Origin of the sequence: Mesorhizobium sp. M1312, assembly GCF_040318115.1 — a bacterium.
GTDB lineage: Bacteria > Pseudomonadota > Alphaproteobacteria > Rhizobiales > Rhizobiaceae > Mesorhizobium.
This window is the reverse complement of record NZ_JAMYLQ010000016.1, coordinates 1-16,142: the sequence shown is the minus strand read 5'-3', so window position 1 is coordinate 16,142 and position 16,142 is coordinate 1. Positions and strand designations below refer to the sequence as shown.

15 protein-coding genes are annotated in these 16,142 nt (G+C 63.9%); 13 read left to right on the top strand and 2 right to left on the bottom strand.

Annotation, left to right across the window (positions count from 1 at the left end):
* Window positions 1-259: 259 nt before the first annotated feature.
* Together NKH36_RS19000 and NKH36_RS18995 are read left to right on the top strand one after the other, a co-directional pair.
* On the top strand, window positions 260-847 hold the full coding sequence (locus NKH36_RS19000; protein WP_352958167.1) for a nicotinate-nucleotide adenylyltransferase: 588 nt from the start codon (window positions 260-262) through the stop codon (window positions 845-847).
* Window positions 848-951: 104 nt separating this feature from the next.
* The gene (locus NKH36_RS18995; RefSeq protein WP_352958140.1) at window positions 952-2,247 is read left to right on the top strand and encodes an MFS transporter; all 1,296 of its coding nucleotides are present in this window, start codon (window positions 952-954) and stop codon (window positions 2,245-2,247) included.
* A 127-nt stretch (window positions 2,248-2,374) separates the two neighbouring features.
* Here the strand turns inward: NKH36_RS18995 and NKH36_RS18990 are convergent, their stop codons facing one another.
* A complete protein-coding gene (locus tag NKH36_RS18990; RefSeq protein ID WP_352958142.1) occupies window positions 2,375-3,229 on the bottom strand; it encodes a mechanosensitive ion channel family protein in 855 nt (284 codons plus the stop codon).
* A gap of 241 nt (window positions 3,230-3,470) precedes the next feature.
* On the opposite strand from NKH36_RS18990, the gene rsfS reads away from it, so the two are divergent.
* From rsfS to NKH36_RS18950, 8 genes are all read left to right on the top strand, one after another.
* Window positions 3,471-3,848 carry a ribosome silencing factor gene (rsfS, locus tag NKH36_RS18985; RefSeq protein ID WP_023800052.1) on the top strand — a complete coding sequence of 126 codons (378 nt, stop codon included), beginning with the start codon at window positions 3,471-3,473 and terminating at the stop codon, window positions 3,846-3,848.
* 82 nt (window positions 3,849-3,930) lie between these two features.
* Complete coding sequence (rlmH, locus tag NKH36_RS18980) at window positions 3,931-4,413, top strand: 23S rRNA (pseudouridine(1915)-N(3))-methyltransferase RlmH (RefSeq protein WP_352958144.1); 483 nt, start codon at window positions 3,931-3,933, stop codon at window positions 4,411-4,413.
* A 147-nt stretch (window positions 4,414-4,560) separates the two neighbouring features.
* On the top strand, window positions 4,561-5,907 hold the full coding sequence (locus tag NKH36_RS18975) for a murein hydrolase activator EnvC family protein (RefSeq protein ID WP_352963874.1): 1,347 nt from the start codon (window positions 4,561-4,563) through the stop codon (window positions 5,905-5,907).
* A gap of 1 nt (window position 5,908) precedes the next feature.
* Entirely contained in the window at window positions 5,909-7,234 is a 1,326-nt protein-coding gene (locus NKH36_RS18970) for a S41 family peptidase (protein ID WP_352958147.1), read from the top strand.
* Window positions 7,235-7,365: 131 nt separating this feature from the next.
* On the top strand, window positions 7,366-8,541 hold the full coding sequence (locus NKH36_RS18965) for a divergent polysaccharide deacetylase family protein (RefSeq protein WP_352958149.1): 1,176 nt from the start codon (window positions 7,366-7,368) through the stop codon (window positions 8,539-8,541).
* 2 nt (window positions 8,542-8,543) lie between these two features.
* Entirely contained in the window at window positions 8,544-9,065 is a 522-nt protein-coding gene (locus NKH36_RS18960; RefSeq protein WP_352958150.1) for an RNA pyrophosphohydrolase, read from the top strand.
* Between the two features lie 89 nt (window positions 9,066-9,154).
* A complete protein-coding gene (alr, locus tag NKH36_RS18955) occupies window positions 9,155-10,306 on the top strand; it encodes an alanine racemase (RefSeq protein ID WP_352963870.1) in 1,152 nt (383 codons plus the stop codon).
* A 159-nt stretch (window positions 10,307-10,465) separates the two neighbouring features.
* Window positions 10,466-11,722 carry a D-amino acid dehydrogenase gene (locus NKH36_RS18950; RefSeq protein WP_352958153.1) on the top strand — a complete coding sequence of 419 codons (1,257 nt, stop codon included), beginning with the start codon at window positions 10,466-10,468 and terminating at the stop codon, window positions 11,720-11,722.
* Between the two features lie 131 nt (window positions 11,723-11,853).
* On the opposite strand, the gene NKH36_RS18945 is transcribed toward NKH36_RS18950, so the two are convergent.
* Window positions 11,854-12,735, bottom strand: coding sequence for a LysR family transcriptional regulator (locus NKH36_RS18945; RefSeq protein ID WP_352958154.1), 882 nt, complete (start codon window positions 12,733-12,735; stop codon window positions 11,854-11,856).
* A gap of 385 nt (window positions 12,736-13,120) precedes the next feature.
* Here NKH36_RS18945 and NKH36_RS18940 point away from each other — a divergent pair, with 385 nt between their 5' ends.
* From NKH36_RS18940 to NKH36_RS18930, 3 genes are all read left to right on the top strand, one after another.
* Window positions 13,121-14,617, top strand: a complete 1,497-nt coding sequence (locus NKH36_RS18940; protein WP_352958156.1) for a CoA-acylating methylmalonate-semialdehyde dehydrogenase — start codon at window positions 13,121-13,123, stop codon at window positions 14,615-14,617.
* Window positions 14,618-14,942: 325 nt separating this feature from the next.
* Window positions 14,943-15,242, top strand: coding sequence for a hypothetical protein (locus NKH36_RS18935; protein WP_352958157.1), 300 nt, complete (start codon window positions 14,943-14,945; stop codon window positions 15,240-15,242).
* A gap of 279 nt (window positions 15,243-15,521) precedes the next feature.
* The gene (locus NKH36_RS18930; RefSeq protein WP_352958158.1) at window positions 15,522-15,833 is read left to right on the top strand and encodes a hypothetical protein; all 312 of its coding nucleotides are present in this window, start codon (window positions 15,522-15,524) and stop codon (window positions 15,831-15,833) included.
* Window positions 15,834-16,142: the final 309 nt, after the last annotated feature.

Genomic DNA, 16,142 nt, shown 5'->3' with positions numbered 1-16,142 from the left:
CGCCGTTAGAGCTTGAGAGGCGTGCGCCCAGCCACCCCCCTCTGCCCTGCCGGGCATCTCCCCCTCAAGGGGGGAGATTGGCTGTCATTTCTGTTTTCGCCAATCGCCGGCGCTGCAAGATTTGCGCCTGCGATGAAGCCGCCAATCTCCCCCCTTGCGGGGGAGATGCCAAGTTTTGGCAAAGAGGGCAGGACAGAGGGGGGTGCTTAGCACGATGCTCTCCCCTTCCGAACAGCTCGTTCCCTCCCATTATCTGAAGATGCCGCATGCCGAAAAGGGCTTGGCCGTCGGGCTGTTCGGCGGCTCGTTCAATCCTGCCCATGCCGGCCATGCACTGGTCGCCGAGATCGCGCTCAGACGTCTGGCGCTCGATCAGCTGTGGTGGATGGTAACGCCGGGCAATCCGCTCAAGAGCGCGCGGGAACTGGCGCCACTGACTGAACGGCTGCGCCTGTCCGAGCAGATCGCCCGGAACCCGAAGGTCAAGGTCACCGCCTTCGAAGCGACCCATTATGTCCGCTTCACCGCCGACACGCTGGCCCTGGTCAAGGCGCGCAACCCAGGCGTCGACTTCGTCTGGATCATGGGCGCCGACTCGCTTCGCGATTTCCACCGCTGGCAGCGCTGGCGCCAGATCGTGATGACGTTTCCGATCGCGGTTGTCGACCGCCCTGGCGCGACTTTGTCGTTCCTGTCGTCGGTCGTCGCCAAGACCTTCGATTACGCGCGGGTCGACGAGGGCGACGCGCCGCGGCTCGCCCGGATGAAGGCGCCGGCCTGGACCTTCATCCACGGCCCGCGCTCGTCACTGTCGTCGACCGCGATCCGCAAGATGGCTAAGGGCTGAGCCTGCACGGACTTGCCTTCTCCCGCAAGAAGGGAAGAAGGCAAGTCCGGCCATGTCGCATTTGCGGCTGCTTTTCCCCGATCCGTGGGCGATCCTGCACGGACATGGCGATTCTCGAGCGAAACCAGACCAGACGCGATCCGGAGCAGGGCAGTCCGCCAGCCCCGGCGATCGCCATTGCCAGCGTCGTCCTGTCGATGGCGCTGGTTGCGGTCGGCAACGGACTGATGTTCGCCTATATCCCGGTCCGGCTCGGCGCCGAGGGCTTCGATCCGACCTGGGCCGGGCTGATCGTCACCGGCCTTTCGGCCGGCGGCCTGGCAGGCTGCATCCTGACCGGCCCGCTGGTGCGGCGCGTCGGCCATGCTCGCGCGTTCATGGTGCTGTCGGCGTTGATCGTGCTGTCGAACGCTGCCGTCGGGGCCGGGCCGCACCCGCTGTCGTGGATCGCGGCACGCGCGCTCTATGGCTTTGCCATATGCGGCCTGTTCATCGTCGCGCAAAGCTGGCTGAACGACGTCATCGCCAACGCGATACGCGGCAGGGTCATGGCCTTCTTCTACGTCGCCTATGTCGCCGGGCTCGGTGTCGGCTACTCCACCCTGGCGCTGATCGATATAAGGGCTGCGGACGCGCCGATGATCGGCATCGCCTTCACCGCGCTGTCGATCCTTCCCGTCGGGCTGACGCGGCTCGCCCAGCCACCGCCGCCGCAGGCGGCGTCGGTCGCGCTTGGCCGGGCTTGGCGGATTTCGCCGGTGGGCGTCGCCGGCATGCTTGCCGTCGGCGGCCTGTCGATGACGATTTCGGGCTTCGCGCCGATCCATGCCACGGCCAACGGCTACAGCCAGGCAGATGTGGCGCTGCTGCTGTCGGCGATGCCTGTCGGCACATTGATCCTGCAGATCCCGCTCGGATGGATTTCCGACCGCACCGACCGGCGATTTGTGCTGGTCGCCGCTTCGGCGCTTGCCACGGTGGCGGGCCTGTTCGCGCTGGGCTTCGACGGTGGTGCGCTGGCGGCGCTGGTCGTCATCTATGTGGTCTGGGACGGCGCATCGGAATCGATCTATTCGCTGGCCAGCGCGCATGCCGCCGACCGCGCCGGCAAGGACGACATGGTGGCGCTATCCAGTTCGCTTCTGTTTGCGTGGTCGCTGTCCGGCTTCATCGTGCCAGGTATTGTGACCGGGCTTTCCGCTGTCTATGGAACGCAGGCTTTCATCTATGTGGCCATCGTCATCGCTACCGTTTTTTGCCTGTTCGTGCTGTGGCGTGTGATGGCGATGTCGCCTGTTCCCGCCGCCGAGACCGGCAATTTCGCGCCGATGACGGCGCAGGCACCGCTGCCGGTCGACCTCGCTTTCCCATCCGAAGAGCAGCGCCGCGCGGACAGCTAAAGCGCGTCGCGTTTGACCGGCCTCATGCGACGCGCTTTAGCGTTGTTGTTTTTATGCATGTCGTTATCGCAAAACCGCTGCGCACTTTTGCGCGACATGCATTAGACCTGCACGGGAATTGATCATCTCACTGTCTGGTGGCGGTTTCCTGCCGCGGTGCTTCAGGCGGTGGCGCGGGTATAGAAATGCCTTCGCTGTCGAACGCCTGCTTGGCGCGTTTGGTGAGGTCGATCTGGGTAGCGAAGAAATCCGCAGCCGAGGTCCAGTAGCGCAAGGCGATGGCGACGTTGCTGTCGCCGACGGTCGCTACAAAGGCAATCGGCGCCGGCTCCCGCCTGACGCGTCGGTCGGCGGCGGCGACGCCCAGCATGGTCTTTTGAGCGAAATCGATGTCGTTCCAGGAGCCGATGGTCAGCGTGATGTCGCCACGTCGGGCACCGTTGCGCGTATAGTTGCGGACAGGCTGGTTCCACAGCGTCGAATTGGGGGCGAGGATGTAGACGCCGTCGACCGTTCTCAACGTGGTGGCGAACAGGCCGATTTCCTCGATAGTCCCGGCGATGGCGCCGACCTCGACATATTCGCCGATGCGGAATGGCCGCAGCGCCAGCAGCATGATACCGGCGGCAATGTTCTGCAGCGTGCCTTGCAGCGCCAGGCCGATGGCTAGGCCGATGGCGCCAATGGCGGCAATAATCGAGGTTGTCTGGACGCCAAACTGGCCGAGCACCATGACGACGACGAGGATCAGTATGGCGTAGCGGACGATCCTCGAGAAGAAGTGGCGCAGCGTCGGGTCGAAGCCATGGATATGGCCGAGGCCGGCATAGATCGAGCGCTGGGCAAGGCCGGCGACAGTATAGCCGAGGACCAGCAGGATGACGGCGCCGATAGCCGAGAAGGAGTACGAGACGATCAGCCCGCTGAGCTGCGCAAGGCCGGACTGCACGGTGAGGAGAGCGTTCTGAGGGTCGATAGCCATGAGGGGGGATCCGGTTGGTCAATGCGCCGATAACCCAGGCCAGGCGACAAGAGTTCCGATTTTTCTTCAACTGCGGAACCGGAAGAACGGTTCTTCGTTGGCTACAGCAGGGCTGACGTCTTGAAACTGCAACGCAACTCTGCCTATCTAAGGGGTGTCACCTGCTTTGAAGGGTGATTTGGTTGTTCTTGCTGCGAAAGGAAATACACTGAGAACAGCACTTTGGAAGAAGGCCGACATCGTGCCTTCGCCGGCCGGGATCAGCGTAAACGACGCCGTGTCCCGCGCCATTAAGACAGTCCTTGCCAGTCTGGAAGACTCCAAGGCCGAAAACATCGTCTCAATCGACATTCAGGGAAAATCGAGCCTCGGTGACTATATGGTCATCGCGTCCGGCCGATCGCACCGTCATGTCTCGGCTGTCGCCGATCATCTCCTCAAGGCGCTCAAGGATGCCGGGCTCGGCACGGCGCGCGTCGAGGGACTGGCCGGCGCCGACTGGGTCCTGATCGATTCAGGCGACATCATCGTCCATGTCTTCCGTCCCGAAGTCCGCGACTTCTACAATCTCGAAAAGATGTGGCAAGCGCCGGACCTCGAGGAAGAGACCCTCCACTGAGCCGAATTTGATTGATGCATGTCGTTTCCCAACACCGGTGACCACTTTTGGCGACATGCATTAGCGGCTCTTCGAGGCAGGGATGAAGATTACCGTTCATGCCGTGGGCCGGATGAAAGCCGGCCCCGAGAAGCAGCTCGCCGACCGGTATTTCGAGCGCTTCGCCAAGAGCGGGCAGGCCGTGGGGCTCGAATTCTCAGGCGTTGTCGAGATTCCGGAGGGCCGCGCCCAGACCGCCAACGAGCGTCGCCGCGAAGAAGGCCAGAAACTGCAGACGCAGTTGCAGCCTGGTACCGCGCTGATGCTGCTCGACGAACGCGGCAAGAACTTTTCCTCCGAGGATTTCGCCGGGCGCATCGGCCTGTTGCGTGATAGCGGGCGCAAGGCACTTGTCATCGCCATCGGCGGTGCCGACGGTCACGACCAGTCGCTGCGCGATCAAGCCGATCTGATGGTGTCGTTCGGCGCGCTGACATGGCCGCACCAACTGGTCCGTGTCATGTTGGGCGAGCAGCTTTACCGGGCCGCCACAATCCTGTCCGGCCATCCCTATCATCGCTCGTGAGCGGTTGCAGGTTCCAACCGAACCGGTGGATTGGCGTGAGCCGCCCGGATTTTCGCCTCAATGCGTCACGAGGCTGTTTGCGGTCGGCGGGGCTCTCGAACATGGTTGATGGTTCGTTAACGAAGCCACGCATAGAGTCGGGCTTCAATGTCTGAAGATTGGAAATCGCGAACTGGCTTTTGGCGCGCACGCTGCGGCCTGGCAGCGGCGGCGCTCGTGCTGTCGCTCGGTGCCGCGTGGGCGCAGAACAGGCTCGACATGGCGCCTGACCCGGACCAGAGCCGCGCCGAGTACGAACGGGTATCAAAGGAGATCACGCTGTCGTCCGAGCGGCTGGCCAAGCTCGCCGCCGACATGGCGACGGTCAAGAAGGACCATGCCTCGATCACCGCGGCGCTGATCCAGTCGGCGATGACCGAACAAAAGCTCGGCCAGGACATCGAGGACATCGGTGCCAAGCTGGAAGGGCTGAAGGGCGAGGAGCAGAAAATCCGCGCCTCGCTGGCCGCCAGACGCGACGTGCTGGCCGAGGTGCTGGCCGCGCTGCAGCGCATGGGCCTCAATCCGCCGCCGGCCATCCTGGTCAAGCCTGAGGACGCGCTGTCGTCGGTGCGCAGCGCCATCCTGCTTGGCGCCGTGGTGCCGGAACTGCGCCAGCAGACCGAGATATTGCTGGCGGACCTCAAGGAGCAGTCGCGGGTGACCGCCTCGATCGAGGCGGAGCGGACGCGGCTGACGGCGGCAGTCGGCGAACAGACGGCGGAAAAGAAGCGGCTCGGCATGCTGCTCGAAGCCAAGCAGAAGCTCGAGGCCGAGACGCAAACGGCACTGGCGGCGGAAAAGCAGCGATCCGCAGCACTGGCGGCCAAGGCCGGCAGCCTAAAGGAACTGATCGCCTCGCTCGAGGCCGACAAGGCCCGCAAGGCGGCCGATGCGGCGAAGGCAGCCGAGCAGAAGGCCGCGGACGCCGACAAAGCTCTGGCGCAGACGGCCCCGGCACAGACGGAACTGGCGGCCCTGCCGGTCCCGGAAGCCAACCGGCTCACCGCCGCTGCACCGTTTTCGGCGCTTCAGGGGCAGATCGCGCTGCCCGTCACCGGCAAGATCAAGCGACGGTTCGGGACCAGCGACGGTAACGGCGCGGTGATGCTCGGTGACATGGTTGCGACACAATCGGGAGCCATCGTCACCGCGCCAGCAGACGGAAATGTGCTTTATGCGGGACCTTTTCGCTCTTATGGTCAACTCTTGATCCTGAACGCAGGTGACGGCTATCATGTCGTTCTCGCGGGGATGAGCAGAATCAGCGTCGCGTCTGGCCAGTCGGTGCTCGCAGGAGAGCCGGTCGGCGCGATGGGAGAGGCCCGGGTGGCGAGCACCTCGGCATCGAAGAATGGAAATGCCACGCCGGAGCTCTATGTTGAGTTCCGCAAGGATGGAAAACCCGTCGATCCGACCCCATGGTGGGCGGACCGTTTCTCTGGAAGGACGTGAGATGATGCGGAAACTTTCGCTTCTGTTTGCCGGTGCGCTGATGGGCGCATCCGCGATGAGCCTGGTCTATGGCGCCCCCGGCTCGACGGCGAACGCTGCGGGCTCCGAGACCTATAAGCAGCTGGCGATCTTCGGTGACATCTTCGAGCGGGTGCGGGCGCAGTATGTGACGCCGCCCGACGACAAGTCGCTGGTCGAAAACGCTATCAACGGCATGCTTACCTCGCTCGACCCGCACTCCTCGTATATGAACGCCGAAGAGGCGCAGGACATGCGCGTGCAGACCAAGGGCGAGTTCGGCGGCCTCGGCATCGAGGTCACCATGGAGAACGACCTGGTCAAGGTGATCACGCCGATCGACGATACGCCGGCCGCCAAAGCGGGCGTGCTTGCCGGCGACTACATTGCCAAGATCGACGGCGAGGAGGTTCGCGGCCTGAGCCTCAACGACGCGGTCGAGAAAATGCGCGGACTGGTCAACACGCCGATCAAGCTCACCATCCTGCGCCAGGGCGCCGACAAGCCAATCGAGCTGACGGTGGTGCGCGACATCATCAAAGTCAAGGCGGTCAAGTTCCGGGTCGAGAACGACATCGGCTACATGAAGATCACCTCCTTCACCGAAAAGACCCATGACGACCTCGAGAACGCCATCGACACCATCAAGAAGCAGGTGCCGAAGGAAAAGCTCAAGGGCTACGTGCTCGATCTGCGCCTCAATCCGGGCGGGTTGCTCGATCAGGCGGTGAGCGTGTCCGACGCCTTCCTCACCCGTGGCGAGATCGTCTCGACGCGCGGCCGCGATCCGAAGGACGTCACCCGCTTCGACGCGCGGCCGGGCGACGACATCGACGGCAAGCCGCTGGTCGTGCTCGTCAATGGCGGCTCGGCCAGTGCGTCCGAAATCGTCGCCGGCGCGCTGCAGGATCTGCGCCGCGCCACGGTGGTCGGCACGCAGTCCTTCGGCAAGGGTTCGGTGCAGACCATCGTCCCGCTCGGCGAGAACGGCGCGCTGCGCCTGACCACGGCGCTCTATTACACGCCGTCCGGCAAGTCGATCCAGGGCAAGGGCATCACGCCCGACATCAAGGTCGACCAGCCGTTGCCGCCGGACCTGCAGGGCAGGGATCTGACGCGCGGCGAGTCGGACCTCAAGGGCCACATCAAGGGCAGCGACGAGGGCGATACCGGTTCGGGCTCGGCAGCCTATGTGCCGCCGGAGCCGAAGGACGACCTGCAGCTCATCTTTGCCCAGCAGTTGCTGCGCGGCGAAAAGACCGATCCGGCGTTCCCGCCGAATCCGGACAAGGCCGTCCTGAACCAGTAGGGCCGTGCTGAACCAGTTAAGGTCGATCAGCCGGACAACAGGTCTGGCTGCCTGATCAAAGCGATGTAATGCTGCCGGGGCCGCAAGGCCTCGGCAGTTTGATTCGGGGGAACCGCGGCTGGGGATGCGGCTTGGCTGACATCGGCAACGACATCGAACGCCCACTCGGGCAGGCCGTCCGGCCGCCGCGCGCGGCCCGCCGGATCAGCGCCGGTGTGGTCGCGGCCACTCTCCTGGTGCTGGCCGTAATCGGCGTTTCCGGCGCGATTGCGCTGCGCGAAAGGCCGTTTCGAAAGCCGGAAGAAATCGCCGTTTCGACGCCGAAGACGACAGCAGTGGTCGAATCCGCAGCGCCGGCCACTGAGCCGTCGCCGCCGCCGAGGGCGCAAGCTACACCCAAGACGAGTGGCCCGCAGATCATCCACATGCAGACCGAGGGGGACGATGGTCCGCCAGGGGCGGCCATCGTCATTCACGACCCTTCGACGATCGGCCAAAACCTGAGGATCGCGCATATTCCCGACAGGGCGCTGGTCGAGTCCGGCGAAACCGGCCCATTGCCGGTTCGTGCCGCCGACGGAAGGCGGCCGTTCGATGTCTATGCGCGGCCGTGGTCCGGTTCACGCGGTGCGCGCGTAGCCATCGTCATCGGCGGGCTTGCCGTGTCGCAGACCGGCACGCAGGCGGCCATCGCCAAGCTGCCGGCCGAAGTGACGCTAGGCTTCGCGCCGCAGGGCAACAGCATCGGCCGCTGGATGCAGGCGGCGCGGCAGGGCGGCCATGAGATCGTCATGCAGGTGCCGCTCGAACCGTTCGACTATCCGAAGGTCAATCCCGGCCGCAACACGCTGACCGTCACTGAGACGGCGGACGAGAATTTGAAGAATTTGCGCTGGGCGCTGTCGCGGACGACCAACTACACCGGCGTCATGAACTATATGGGCGCGCGCTTTTCGGCCGATGCCGCGGCGATGGGGCCGCTGATGGCCGAGCTTGGCAGGCGCGGCCTAGCATATGTCGACGACGGTTCGTCGGCGCGCAGCCTGGCACCCGAACTGGCGTTGAAAAACGGCGTGCCGTTCGCAGCGGGTGACACGTCGATCGACGCGGTGCGGGACCGCGGCGCCATATTGAGGAAGCTGGACGAACTGGAAGCCACTGCGCGGGCGAAAGGCTTTGCCGTCGGCATCGGCTCGGCTTTCGACCTGACGGTCGACACCGTGTCGGCCTGGGTGATCGAGGCCAAGAAGCGCGGCATCGAGATCGTGCCGATTTCGGCAGTGGCGGTGGATCCGGAAAAAGGTTGAGCATGGCGAACAAAAAACCGGTCGATCCCGAGACGCTGCCATATCGTCCCTGTGTCGGACTGATGATCCTCAACGAAGACGGGCTGGTCTGGGTCGGGCATCGCATTGCCGAGCCGGACAGCGAATTCGCCGGCACGACGCAGCTCTGGCAGATGCCGCAGGGCGGCATCGACAAGGGCGAAGAGCCGCTGCAGGCGGCGCAGCGGGAACTCTACGAAGAAACTGGCATGCGCAGCGTCTCGTTGCTGGATGAGGCGCCGAACTGGATATACTACGACCTGCCGGCCCATCTGGTCGGCATCGCCTTCAAGGGGAGATATCGCGGCCAGACGCAAAAATGGTTCGCCTTCCGCTTTCACGGCGACGTGAGCGAGATTGAGATCAATCCGCCGCCGGGCGGCCACACCGCTGAGTTCGATAAATGGGCTTGGCGGCCGATGCAGGAATTGCCCGACCTGATCGTGCCGTTCAAGCGTCAGGTGTATGAGGACGTGGTTGCGGCGTTCCGGCATCTGGTTGCGTAGCTTGGCGCAAGCCGCGTTTGCGCCGACCACTGTTGCCGCGTCAGCGCGGTGGCCTTATTGATGGCCAATCCGCTGCAGACGATGTTGGCATGAACGGCGCTTCCAAAAAATCTCTTTCTGAAAGGGTCGCCGTCAAAGCCGCGCCGATCAGCGAAGCGGCGGCCGGCGCCATATTGACCGTCGATCTCGGCGCCATCCGCGAAAATTACCGGCGGCTCAAGGCGCGTTTAGGCGATGTTGGCTGCGCGGGTGTCGTCAAGGCCGACGGCTACGGGCTCGGCGGGGCCCAAGTGACGGCGGCGCTGGCGGCCGAAGGCTGCGCTATTTTTTTCGTCGCGCATCTGGCCGAAGGTGTCTTGCTGCGCCAGGCGCTCGGCTCACGTCCGGCGATCTATGTGCTGAACGGCATTCAGCCGGGCGCTGAAAACGAAGCCGTTGACGCGGAAGTGGCCGTGGTCATCAACAGCGCCGGCCAACTCGCCGCCTGGCGCGCGGCGGCGCAGCGTGCCGGCCGCAAGCTCAAGGCTGCAATCCAGGTCGACAGCGGCATGTCGCGGCTCGGCATGGCGGCAGCCGAGGTGGAGGCCGTCACTGCCGATCCGCAGGCTTTCGACGGTATCGACGTCACCTTCGTGATGAGCCATCTCGCTCGCGCCGACGAGCCCGGGGATCCGGCCAACGAGCAGCAGCGGCTGGAATTCGAGCGGCTGCGCAGGATGGTGCCAAAGGCGCCGGCCTCGCTGGCCAATTCCTCCGGCATCTTTCTTGGGCAGCCCTTTCATTACGACCTCGCCCGGCCCGGTGCGGCGCTCTACGGCATCAATCCGACGCCAGCGCAGGAAAATCCGATGCTGCCGGTGGTGCGGCTTCAGGCAAAAATCATTCAGACGCGCAGCCTCGATAGGGGAGCCGGCGTCGGCTACGGCCATATTTTTCTCGTGACTGATTCGCTGGTCGCCGCAACGATCTCGCTTGGCTATGCCGATGGCTGGCATCGTCGCGCGGCTTCAGCCGCCTGGTTCGAAAATGTGCGTTTGCCGTTCCTGGGCCGTGTGTCGATGGACTCGATCGTTCTCGACATTTCGGCCCTGCCGCCCGACAGGCTGAAGGCCGGCGACCTCGTCGAACTGATCGGGCCGTCGCAGACGGTGGACCAGGCGGCCGGCCATGCCGGCACCATCGGCTACGAAATCCTGACCAGCCTCGGACACCGCTTTCACCGGCGCTATGTGAATGAATAGCGCGCGGGCTTTTTATGCATGTCGTCGTCCCAAAACCGCTGCGTACTTTTGGTCGACATGCTTGGGCACTTGGCGGACGCCGTAAAATCCGGCAGACAGAAAGCCATGATGCGCCGCCCCCAAAAATCCTGACAAGACGTCGTTCTGGAGAACTATGCGATGAAGATCTTCGTACTGGGCGGCGGCGTCATCGGGGTCACTACCGCTTATTATCTGGCCGAGGCCGGCCATGAAGTGACGGTGATCGACCGCCAGAAGGGTCCGGCGCTGGAAACCAGCTTTGCCAATGCCGGCGAGATCTCGCCCGGCTACGCCTCGCCTTGGGCCGGTCCCGGCGTCCCGCTGAAGGCGATCAAGTGGCTGTTGATGAAGCACGGTCCGCTGGTGGTGCGGCCGACGCTCGATCCGCATATGTGGGTATGGCTGGCCAGGATGCTGCGCAACTGCACGGCTGAGCGCTATGCGGTGAACAAGGCGCGGATGGTGCCTTTGGCCGAATACAGCCGCGACACGCTGAAAGCGCTGCGCGAGGCGACCGGCATCGCCTATGACGAGCGCACCAAAGGAACGCTGCAGCTTTTTCGCACGCAACAACAGCTCGACGGCACTGCCGGCGATGTCGAAGTGCTGAAGACGTACGGCGTTCCTTACGAGATTCTCGATCCCGACGGCTGCATCGCAGCTGAGCCGTGGCTGGCAGGGGTGCGTGAAAAATTCGTCGGAGGCCTGCGACTGCCCGGCGACGAAACCGGTGACTGCAAGATGTTCACCGACCGTCTGGCCGAGCTCTGCGTGGCGCGTGGCGTCACCTTCGAATACGACACGGAGATAAGGCGCGTCGTCAAGAAGCGCAACCGGATCGCCAACCTCAATACGAGCAACGGTTGGAAGGCTGCCGACGCCTATGTGATGGCGATGGGCAGCTATTCGGCCAAGTTCATGTGCACGCTGAAACGACCCGTCCCGGTCTATCCGGTCAAGGGCTATTCGATCACTGTGCCGATCAAGGATGCTGCCGCAGCACCGGTGTCGACGGTGATGGACGAGACTTACAAGGTGGCGATCACCCGGCTCGGCGATCGCATCCGGGTCGGCGGCACGGCGGAGATTTCCGGCTTCGACCTGACGCTGCATGAATCGCGGCGGCGTACGCTCGAACATTCGCTCGGCGACCTTTTTCCAGGCAGCGGCGACATGCGGTCGGCGACCTTCTGGTGCGGGTTGCGGCCGATGACGCCGGACGGCCCGCCGCTGATCGGCCGTACCGAGTTCTCCAATCTCTATCTCAACACCGGCCACGGTACGCTCGGCTGGACCATGGCCTGCGGCTCGGCCAAGGTCATGGCCGACATCATTTCCAGCCGGGTGCCGGACATCAATGTCCGCGACCTCGGACCAGAGCGATACCAGCGGTAGGATCGGAAGTGTCCTTCACGCATGTGAACGCGGTGAAGGAACTTGCCGCGCGACTTGGGATTAAGCTCCAACACACTTTGCCGAAACTGCAGCGGTTGGAGGACAATCTCAAACGCGTCGGATGAATATTGTCAGACGAACAGCCCTCGCTCCCGTTCGACCGCCTTGGTGATGAAGCTCGCGACGATCTGGACGCGGCGCAGCGGCCTGACCGATTCGTGATAGACCAGCCAGTAGGCACGGCGGATGGGCGCGACAATGTCGACAGCCACCAGTTCCGGCATCGAACGGGCGACGAAGGTGTGCAGGATGCCGATGCCGGCGCCGGAGCGCACCGCTTCGGCCTGGCCGAGTGCCGAGGAGATGGCGAAGCTCGTGCGCCAGTCGGCGCTGAACTCGGCCGCATAGTCGAGCGAGGGGCTGACGATGAGGTCCGGCACATAGCCGATCAGCGTGTGCCGGCCGAGCTCGGCGGGCGTCTGGGGCAGGCCATGCGCTTCGGCATAGGCGCGGGACGCGAACAGGCCGAGCGTGTAGTCGACCAGCTTCCCCGCCACCAGCCTGCCTTCGGTCGGCCGCTCCACGGTGATGGCGATGTCGGCTTCGCGCCTGGATAGCGAGAAGGAACGCGGCACCGGCACCAGCTGAATGGTGAGTTCGCGGTGAAGCGCCGTCAGTGCGCCGAGGCGTTTGGCCAGGAAGGCGACGCCGAAACCATCAGGCGCGCCGATGCGCACCGTGCCCGAAACATCGTCGCCTTCGCCCGCCACGGTTGAGCGCGCGGCGATCATGTCGCCTTCCATGCGCTCGGCGAGGTCGAGGAAGCGTTCGCCCGCCGGCGTCAGCTCGCTGCCGGTGGTCAGCCGCCGAAAGAGTTTGGTGCGCAGTGCATCCTCGAGTGCGGCGACGCGGCGCGAGACGGTGGCATGGTTGAGCTCCAGCCGCTTGGCCGCGCCGAGGATCTGGCCGGCACGCGCCACCGCCAGGAAGATGCGGACGTCATCCCAGTTCATGACTGACGTCCGCAATATTAGCGTTGAACGCCGCGTTCCCGCCCACCCCCCTCTGTCCTGCCGGACATCTCCCCCGCAAGGGGGGAGATCGGATGTCACCACCCTCGCTTTCGCAAATCTTCAACGCTGCAAAGGAGATGCCGTCGGCGAAACTGCCAATCTCCCCCCTTGCGGGGGAGATGTCCGGCAGGACAGAAGGGGGTGTGAAGAAGGTCAACCTGAGAGTTCCTGCGGGGGATGCCCCGCCACACCCTATCATTTGCGGGAATTGATGCACAGCCGAGCACCGCTATCTATTTTCCGCACAACGGATGCGTTTTCGCTCGCGTTGCCATCGGCCGCGCAAAGGCGGACAATGCCGCATCACAAATCAGGGAGAGAAACCATGATCGAATACGGTCATTTCATCGGCGGCAAGCGTGTCGCTGGGACCAGCGGCCGCAAGCAGGACGTCATGCAGCCGATGGACGGCACGGTGCGCGGCACGGTGGCGCTGGCTTCGCAGGCGGAACTGCGCGCAGCGGTGGAAAACGCCAAGGCGGCGCAGCCCGGCTGGGCGGCGACCAACCCACAGCGGCGCGTGCGCGTCCTGATGAAATTCCTCGAACTGGTCGCCAGGGAGTATGATGCGCTGGCCGACATTCTGGCGCGCGAGCACGGCAAGACGATCGCCGACGCCAAGGGCGACATCCAGCGCGGCCTGGAAGTGGTCGAGGTCTGCATCGGCGCGCCGCACATGATGAAGGGCGAGTTCACCGACGGCGCCGGCCCCGGCATCGACGTCTATTCGATGCGCCAACCGCTCGGCGTCGTTGCCGGCATCACGCCGTTCAATTTTCCGGCGATGATCCCATTGTGGAAGATCGCGCCGGCTATCGCTTCCGGCAACGCCTTCATCCTGAAGCCTTCGGAGCGCGACCCAGGCGTGCCGATGCGCATCGCCGAGCTGTTCCTCGAGGCCGGTCTGCCGGCGGGCATTCTCAATGTCGTCAACGGCGACAAGGACGTGGTCGACGCCATCCTCGACGATCCCGACATCAAGGCCATCGGCTTCGTCGGCTCGACGCCGATCGCCCAGTACATCTATTCGCGCGGCTGCGCGGCCGGCAAGCGCGTGCAGTGCTTCGGCGGCGCCAAGAACCACATGATCATCATGCCCGACGCCGACATGGACCAGACCGTCGACGCGCTGATCGGCGCCGGCTACGGCTCGGCCGGCGAGCGCTGCATGGCGATCTCGGTGGCTGTCCCGGTCGGCAACGATACCGCCAACCGGCTGATGGAAAAGCTGGTGCCGCGTGTCGAAAGCCTGAAGGTCGGCCCGTCGACGGATTCGTCCGCCGATTTCGGCCCGCTGGTGACGGCGCAGGCGCTGGAGCGGGTCAAGGGCTATGTCGATACCGGCGTCAGGGAAGGCGCCAAGCTGGTCGTCGACGGCCGCGGCTTTTCCATGCAGGGCTACGAGAACGGCTACTATATGGGCGGCTGCCTGTTCGACAACGTGACCGCCGACATGCGCATCTACAAGGAAGAGATCTTTGGGCCGGTGCTCTCCGTGGTGCGCGCGCCGACTTACGAGAACGCGATCAAGCTCGCCAACGACCACGAAATGGGCAACGGCGTCGCCATCTTCACCCGCGACGGCGATGCCGCCCGCGACTTCGCCTCGCGAGTCCAGGTCGGCATGGTCGGTATCAACGTGCCGATCCCGGTGCCGATCGCCTACTACACGTTCGGCGGCTGGAAAGCGTCTTCCTTCGGCGACCTCAACCAGCACGGACCGGACGCATTCCGTTTCTACACCAAGACCAAGACGGTGACCTCGCGCTGGCCGTCCGGCGTGAAGGACGGCGCCGAATTCGTCATCCCGACGATGAACTAGCCGGACGGTTTTTTGTTTGCGCGTCCTCGCCTTCGGCTGCGGGCGCGCGGGCAGGCGTGAAGGACGGCGCCGAATTCGTCATCCCGACGATGAATTAGCCGGACGACAAACTGGTCCAGATTTAAGATTGAGACGAAAAAGGCCCGGCCAAAAGCGGGCCTTTTTGTTGATCGGTCGCGGCCCGTATGTGCGTGAACACTAATGTGATGGAACCAGGCGGGCGGCAAAAACCTTAACTTGCAATCCTGCCGCGAAGAAGGCGCGGCAGATCAACCAACGGCGCTGGCGACAGTCGGGGGCATCGGCCGGCGCGAGGAGGTGTCCGATGACACGTCTTATGGTGTCGATACTTGGCGCGGCGGCTGCCGCGTTTTCCGCCGCCCCGGCAACAGCGGCCGAACAATGCGCGCCACGAGCCGACATGATCAAGGCGCTCGGCGACAAGTTCCGGGAAAACCCGACCGCGCTCGGCGTCGTCAATCCGAATGTGATTGTTGAAGTCTTCGTTTCCGATCAAGGCACCTGGACCATCCTCGCCAGCGACACACGCGGTCAAAGCTGCGTGGTTTCGGTGGGTGAAGGCTGGGAGAGCGCGGTGACGACAGCCGCACTGCCAGGCACCTGACCCGCCTAGCGCGTGGCAGCCGCTTCGGCAAGGCCGCGCAGGCCGCGATTCTCGGCGACGATCCTCAAACGAATCCACAGGCGCCCCAGCGGGCGCCTGCTTGCGCTTTTCGTTGCCGACACCATATACGGAACATAGTGGGAACATCTGGAATCGTCCCCCCTAATGACAGACCGGAACACGGAAAGGAATGACGCGATGACGTCGGAACCGGCCTGGATCGTTCCGGCAAAATGACGCGCTCCTTTGCCGGACGTGATGGCAAAGGAGGTGCGCCCTATGGCACGCAAGTCGCTGTTAGTCTGGTTGAAAACCCTGGTTCTTGCTGGCGTATTGGCGGCGGGTACGAACGCCGCAAGCGCCCAATATCATTGCGTTGAACATGGCGATCTCGTCGCCCACCTGAGCGAGAAGTTCCAGGAAAGACAGTTTGCTTTCGGGCTGATCGGTCAGATGGCGATTATGGAAGTCTATGTCGCCGACACCGGAAGCTGGACAATCATCGTCACCGATGTCGCCGGCAGAAGCTGCAACGTCGCGGCTGGCGAACATTGGGAAAACGTGATGATCCCGGCCGACCAGGACGCATGACGGAATTAGGCGATGCTCAGCGCCTGGCAACCGCCGTTGGGCGCTTTGCGGTCTTTTGCTCCTTTCTTTCGCCGTCAGACTAGGCGCTCCCGACGCCTTGTTGAAATGCTCAAAGAGCCTATCGAAGCTTGATGCCGATCTCCTAGAGCGGTTCCTCATTTGACGGAATCGAAGGGGATTCCGGATCAGTCGGTTTTGTGATTCAAGATGCTGGCTGGAGTGGAAGGCCAGCATCTGATGACGCGACCTCTTTCGGATGATCTTCGCGAACGTGTTGTAGCGGCGGTTTTGGGTGGCGAGAGCCGCCGG

What these genes read in the sequence shown, in the direction of transcription:
- rlmH (WP_352958144.1), top strand. Translation starts at nt 3,931, where the DNA reads ATGAAGATTACCGTTCATGCCGTGGGCCGGATGAAAGCCGGCCCCGAG.
- NKH36_RS18990 (WP_352958142.1), bottom strand. Translation starts at nt 3,229, where the DNA reads ATGGCTATCGACCCTCAGAACGCTCTCCTCACCGTGCAGTCCGGCCTT.
- NKH36_RS19000 (WP_352958167.1), top strand. Translation starts at nt 260, where the DNA reads ATGCCGCATGCCGAAAAGGGCTTGGCCGTCGGGCTGTTCGGCGGCTCG.
- NKH36_RS18935 (WP_352958157.1), top strand. Translation starts at nt 14,943, where the DNA reads ATGACACGTCTTATGGTGTCGATACTTGGCGCGGCGGCTGCCGCGTTT.
- NKH36_RS18930 (WP_352958158.1), top strand. Translation starts at nt 15,522, where the DNA reads ATGGCACGCAAGTCGCTGTTAGTCTGGTTGAAAACCCTGGTTCTTGCT.
- NKH36_RS18970 (WP_352958147.1), top strand. Translation starts at nt 5,909, where the DNA reads ATGATGCGGAAACTTTCGCTTCTGTTTGCCGGTGCGCTGATGGGCGCA.
- NKH36_RS18960 (WP_352958150.1), top strand. Translation starts at nt 8,544, where the DNA reads ATGGCGAACAAAAAACCGGTCGATCCCGAGACGCTGCCATATCGTCCC.
- alr (WP_352963870.1), top strand. Translation starts at nt 9,155, where the DNA reads ATGAACGGCGCTTCCAAAAAATCTCTTTCTGAAAGGGTCGCCGTCAAA.
- NKH36_RS18975 (WP_352963874.1), top strand. Translation starts at nt 4,561, where the DNA reads ATGTCTGAAGATTGGAAATCGCGAACTGGCTTTTGGCGCGCACGCTGC.
- NKH36_RS18950 (WP_352958153.1), top strand. Translation starts at nt 10,466, where the DNA reads ATGAAGATCTTCGTACTGGGCGGCGGCGTCATCGGGGTCACTACCGCT.
- NKH36_RS18995 (WP_352958140.1), top strand. Translation starts at nt 952, where the DNA reads ATGGCGATTCTCGAGCGAAACCAGACCAGACGCGATCCGGAGCAGGGC.
- NKH36_RS18940 (WP_352958156.1), top strand. Translation starts at nt 13,121, where the DNA reads ATGATCGAATACGGTCATTTCATCGGCGGCAAGCGTGTCGCTGGGACC.
- NKH36_RS18945 (WP_352958154.1), bottom strand. Translation starts at nt 12,735, where the DNA reads ATGAACTGGGATGACGTCCGCATCTTCCTGGCGGTGGCGCGTGCCGGC.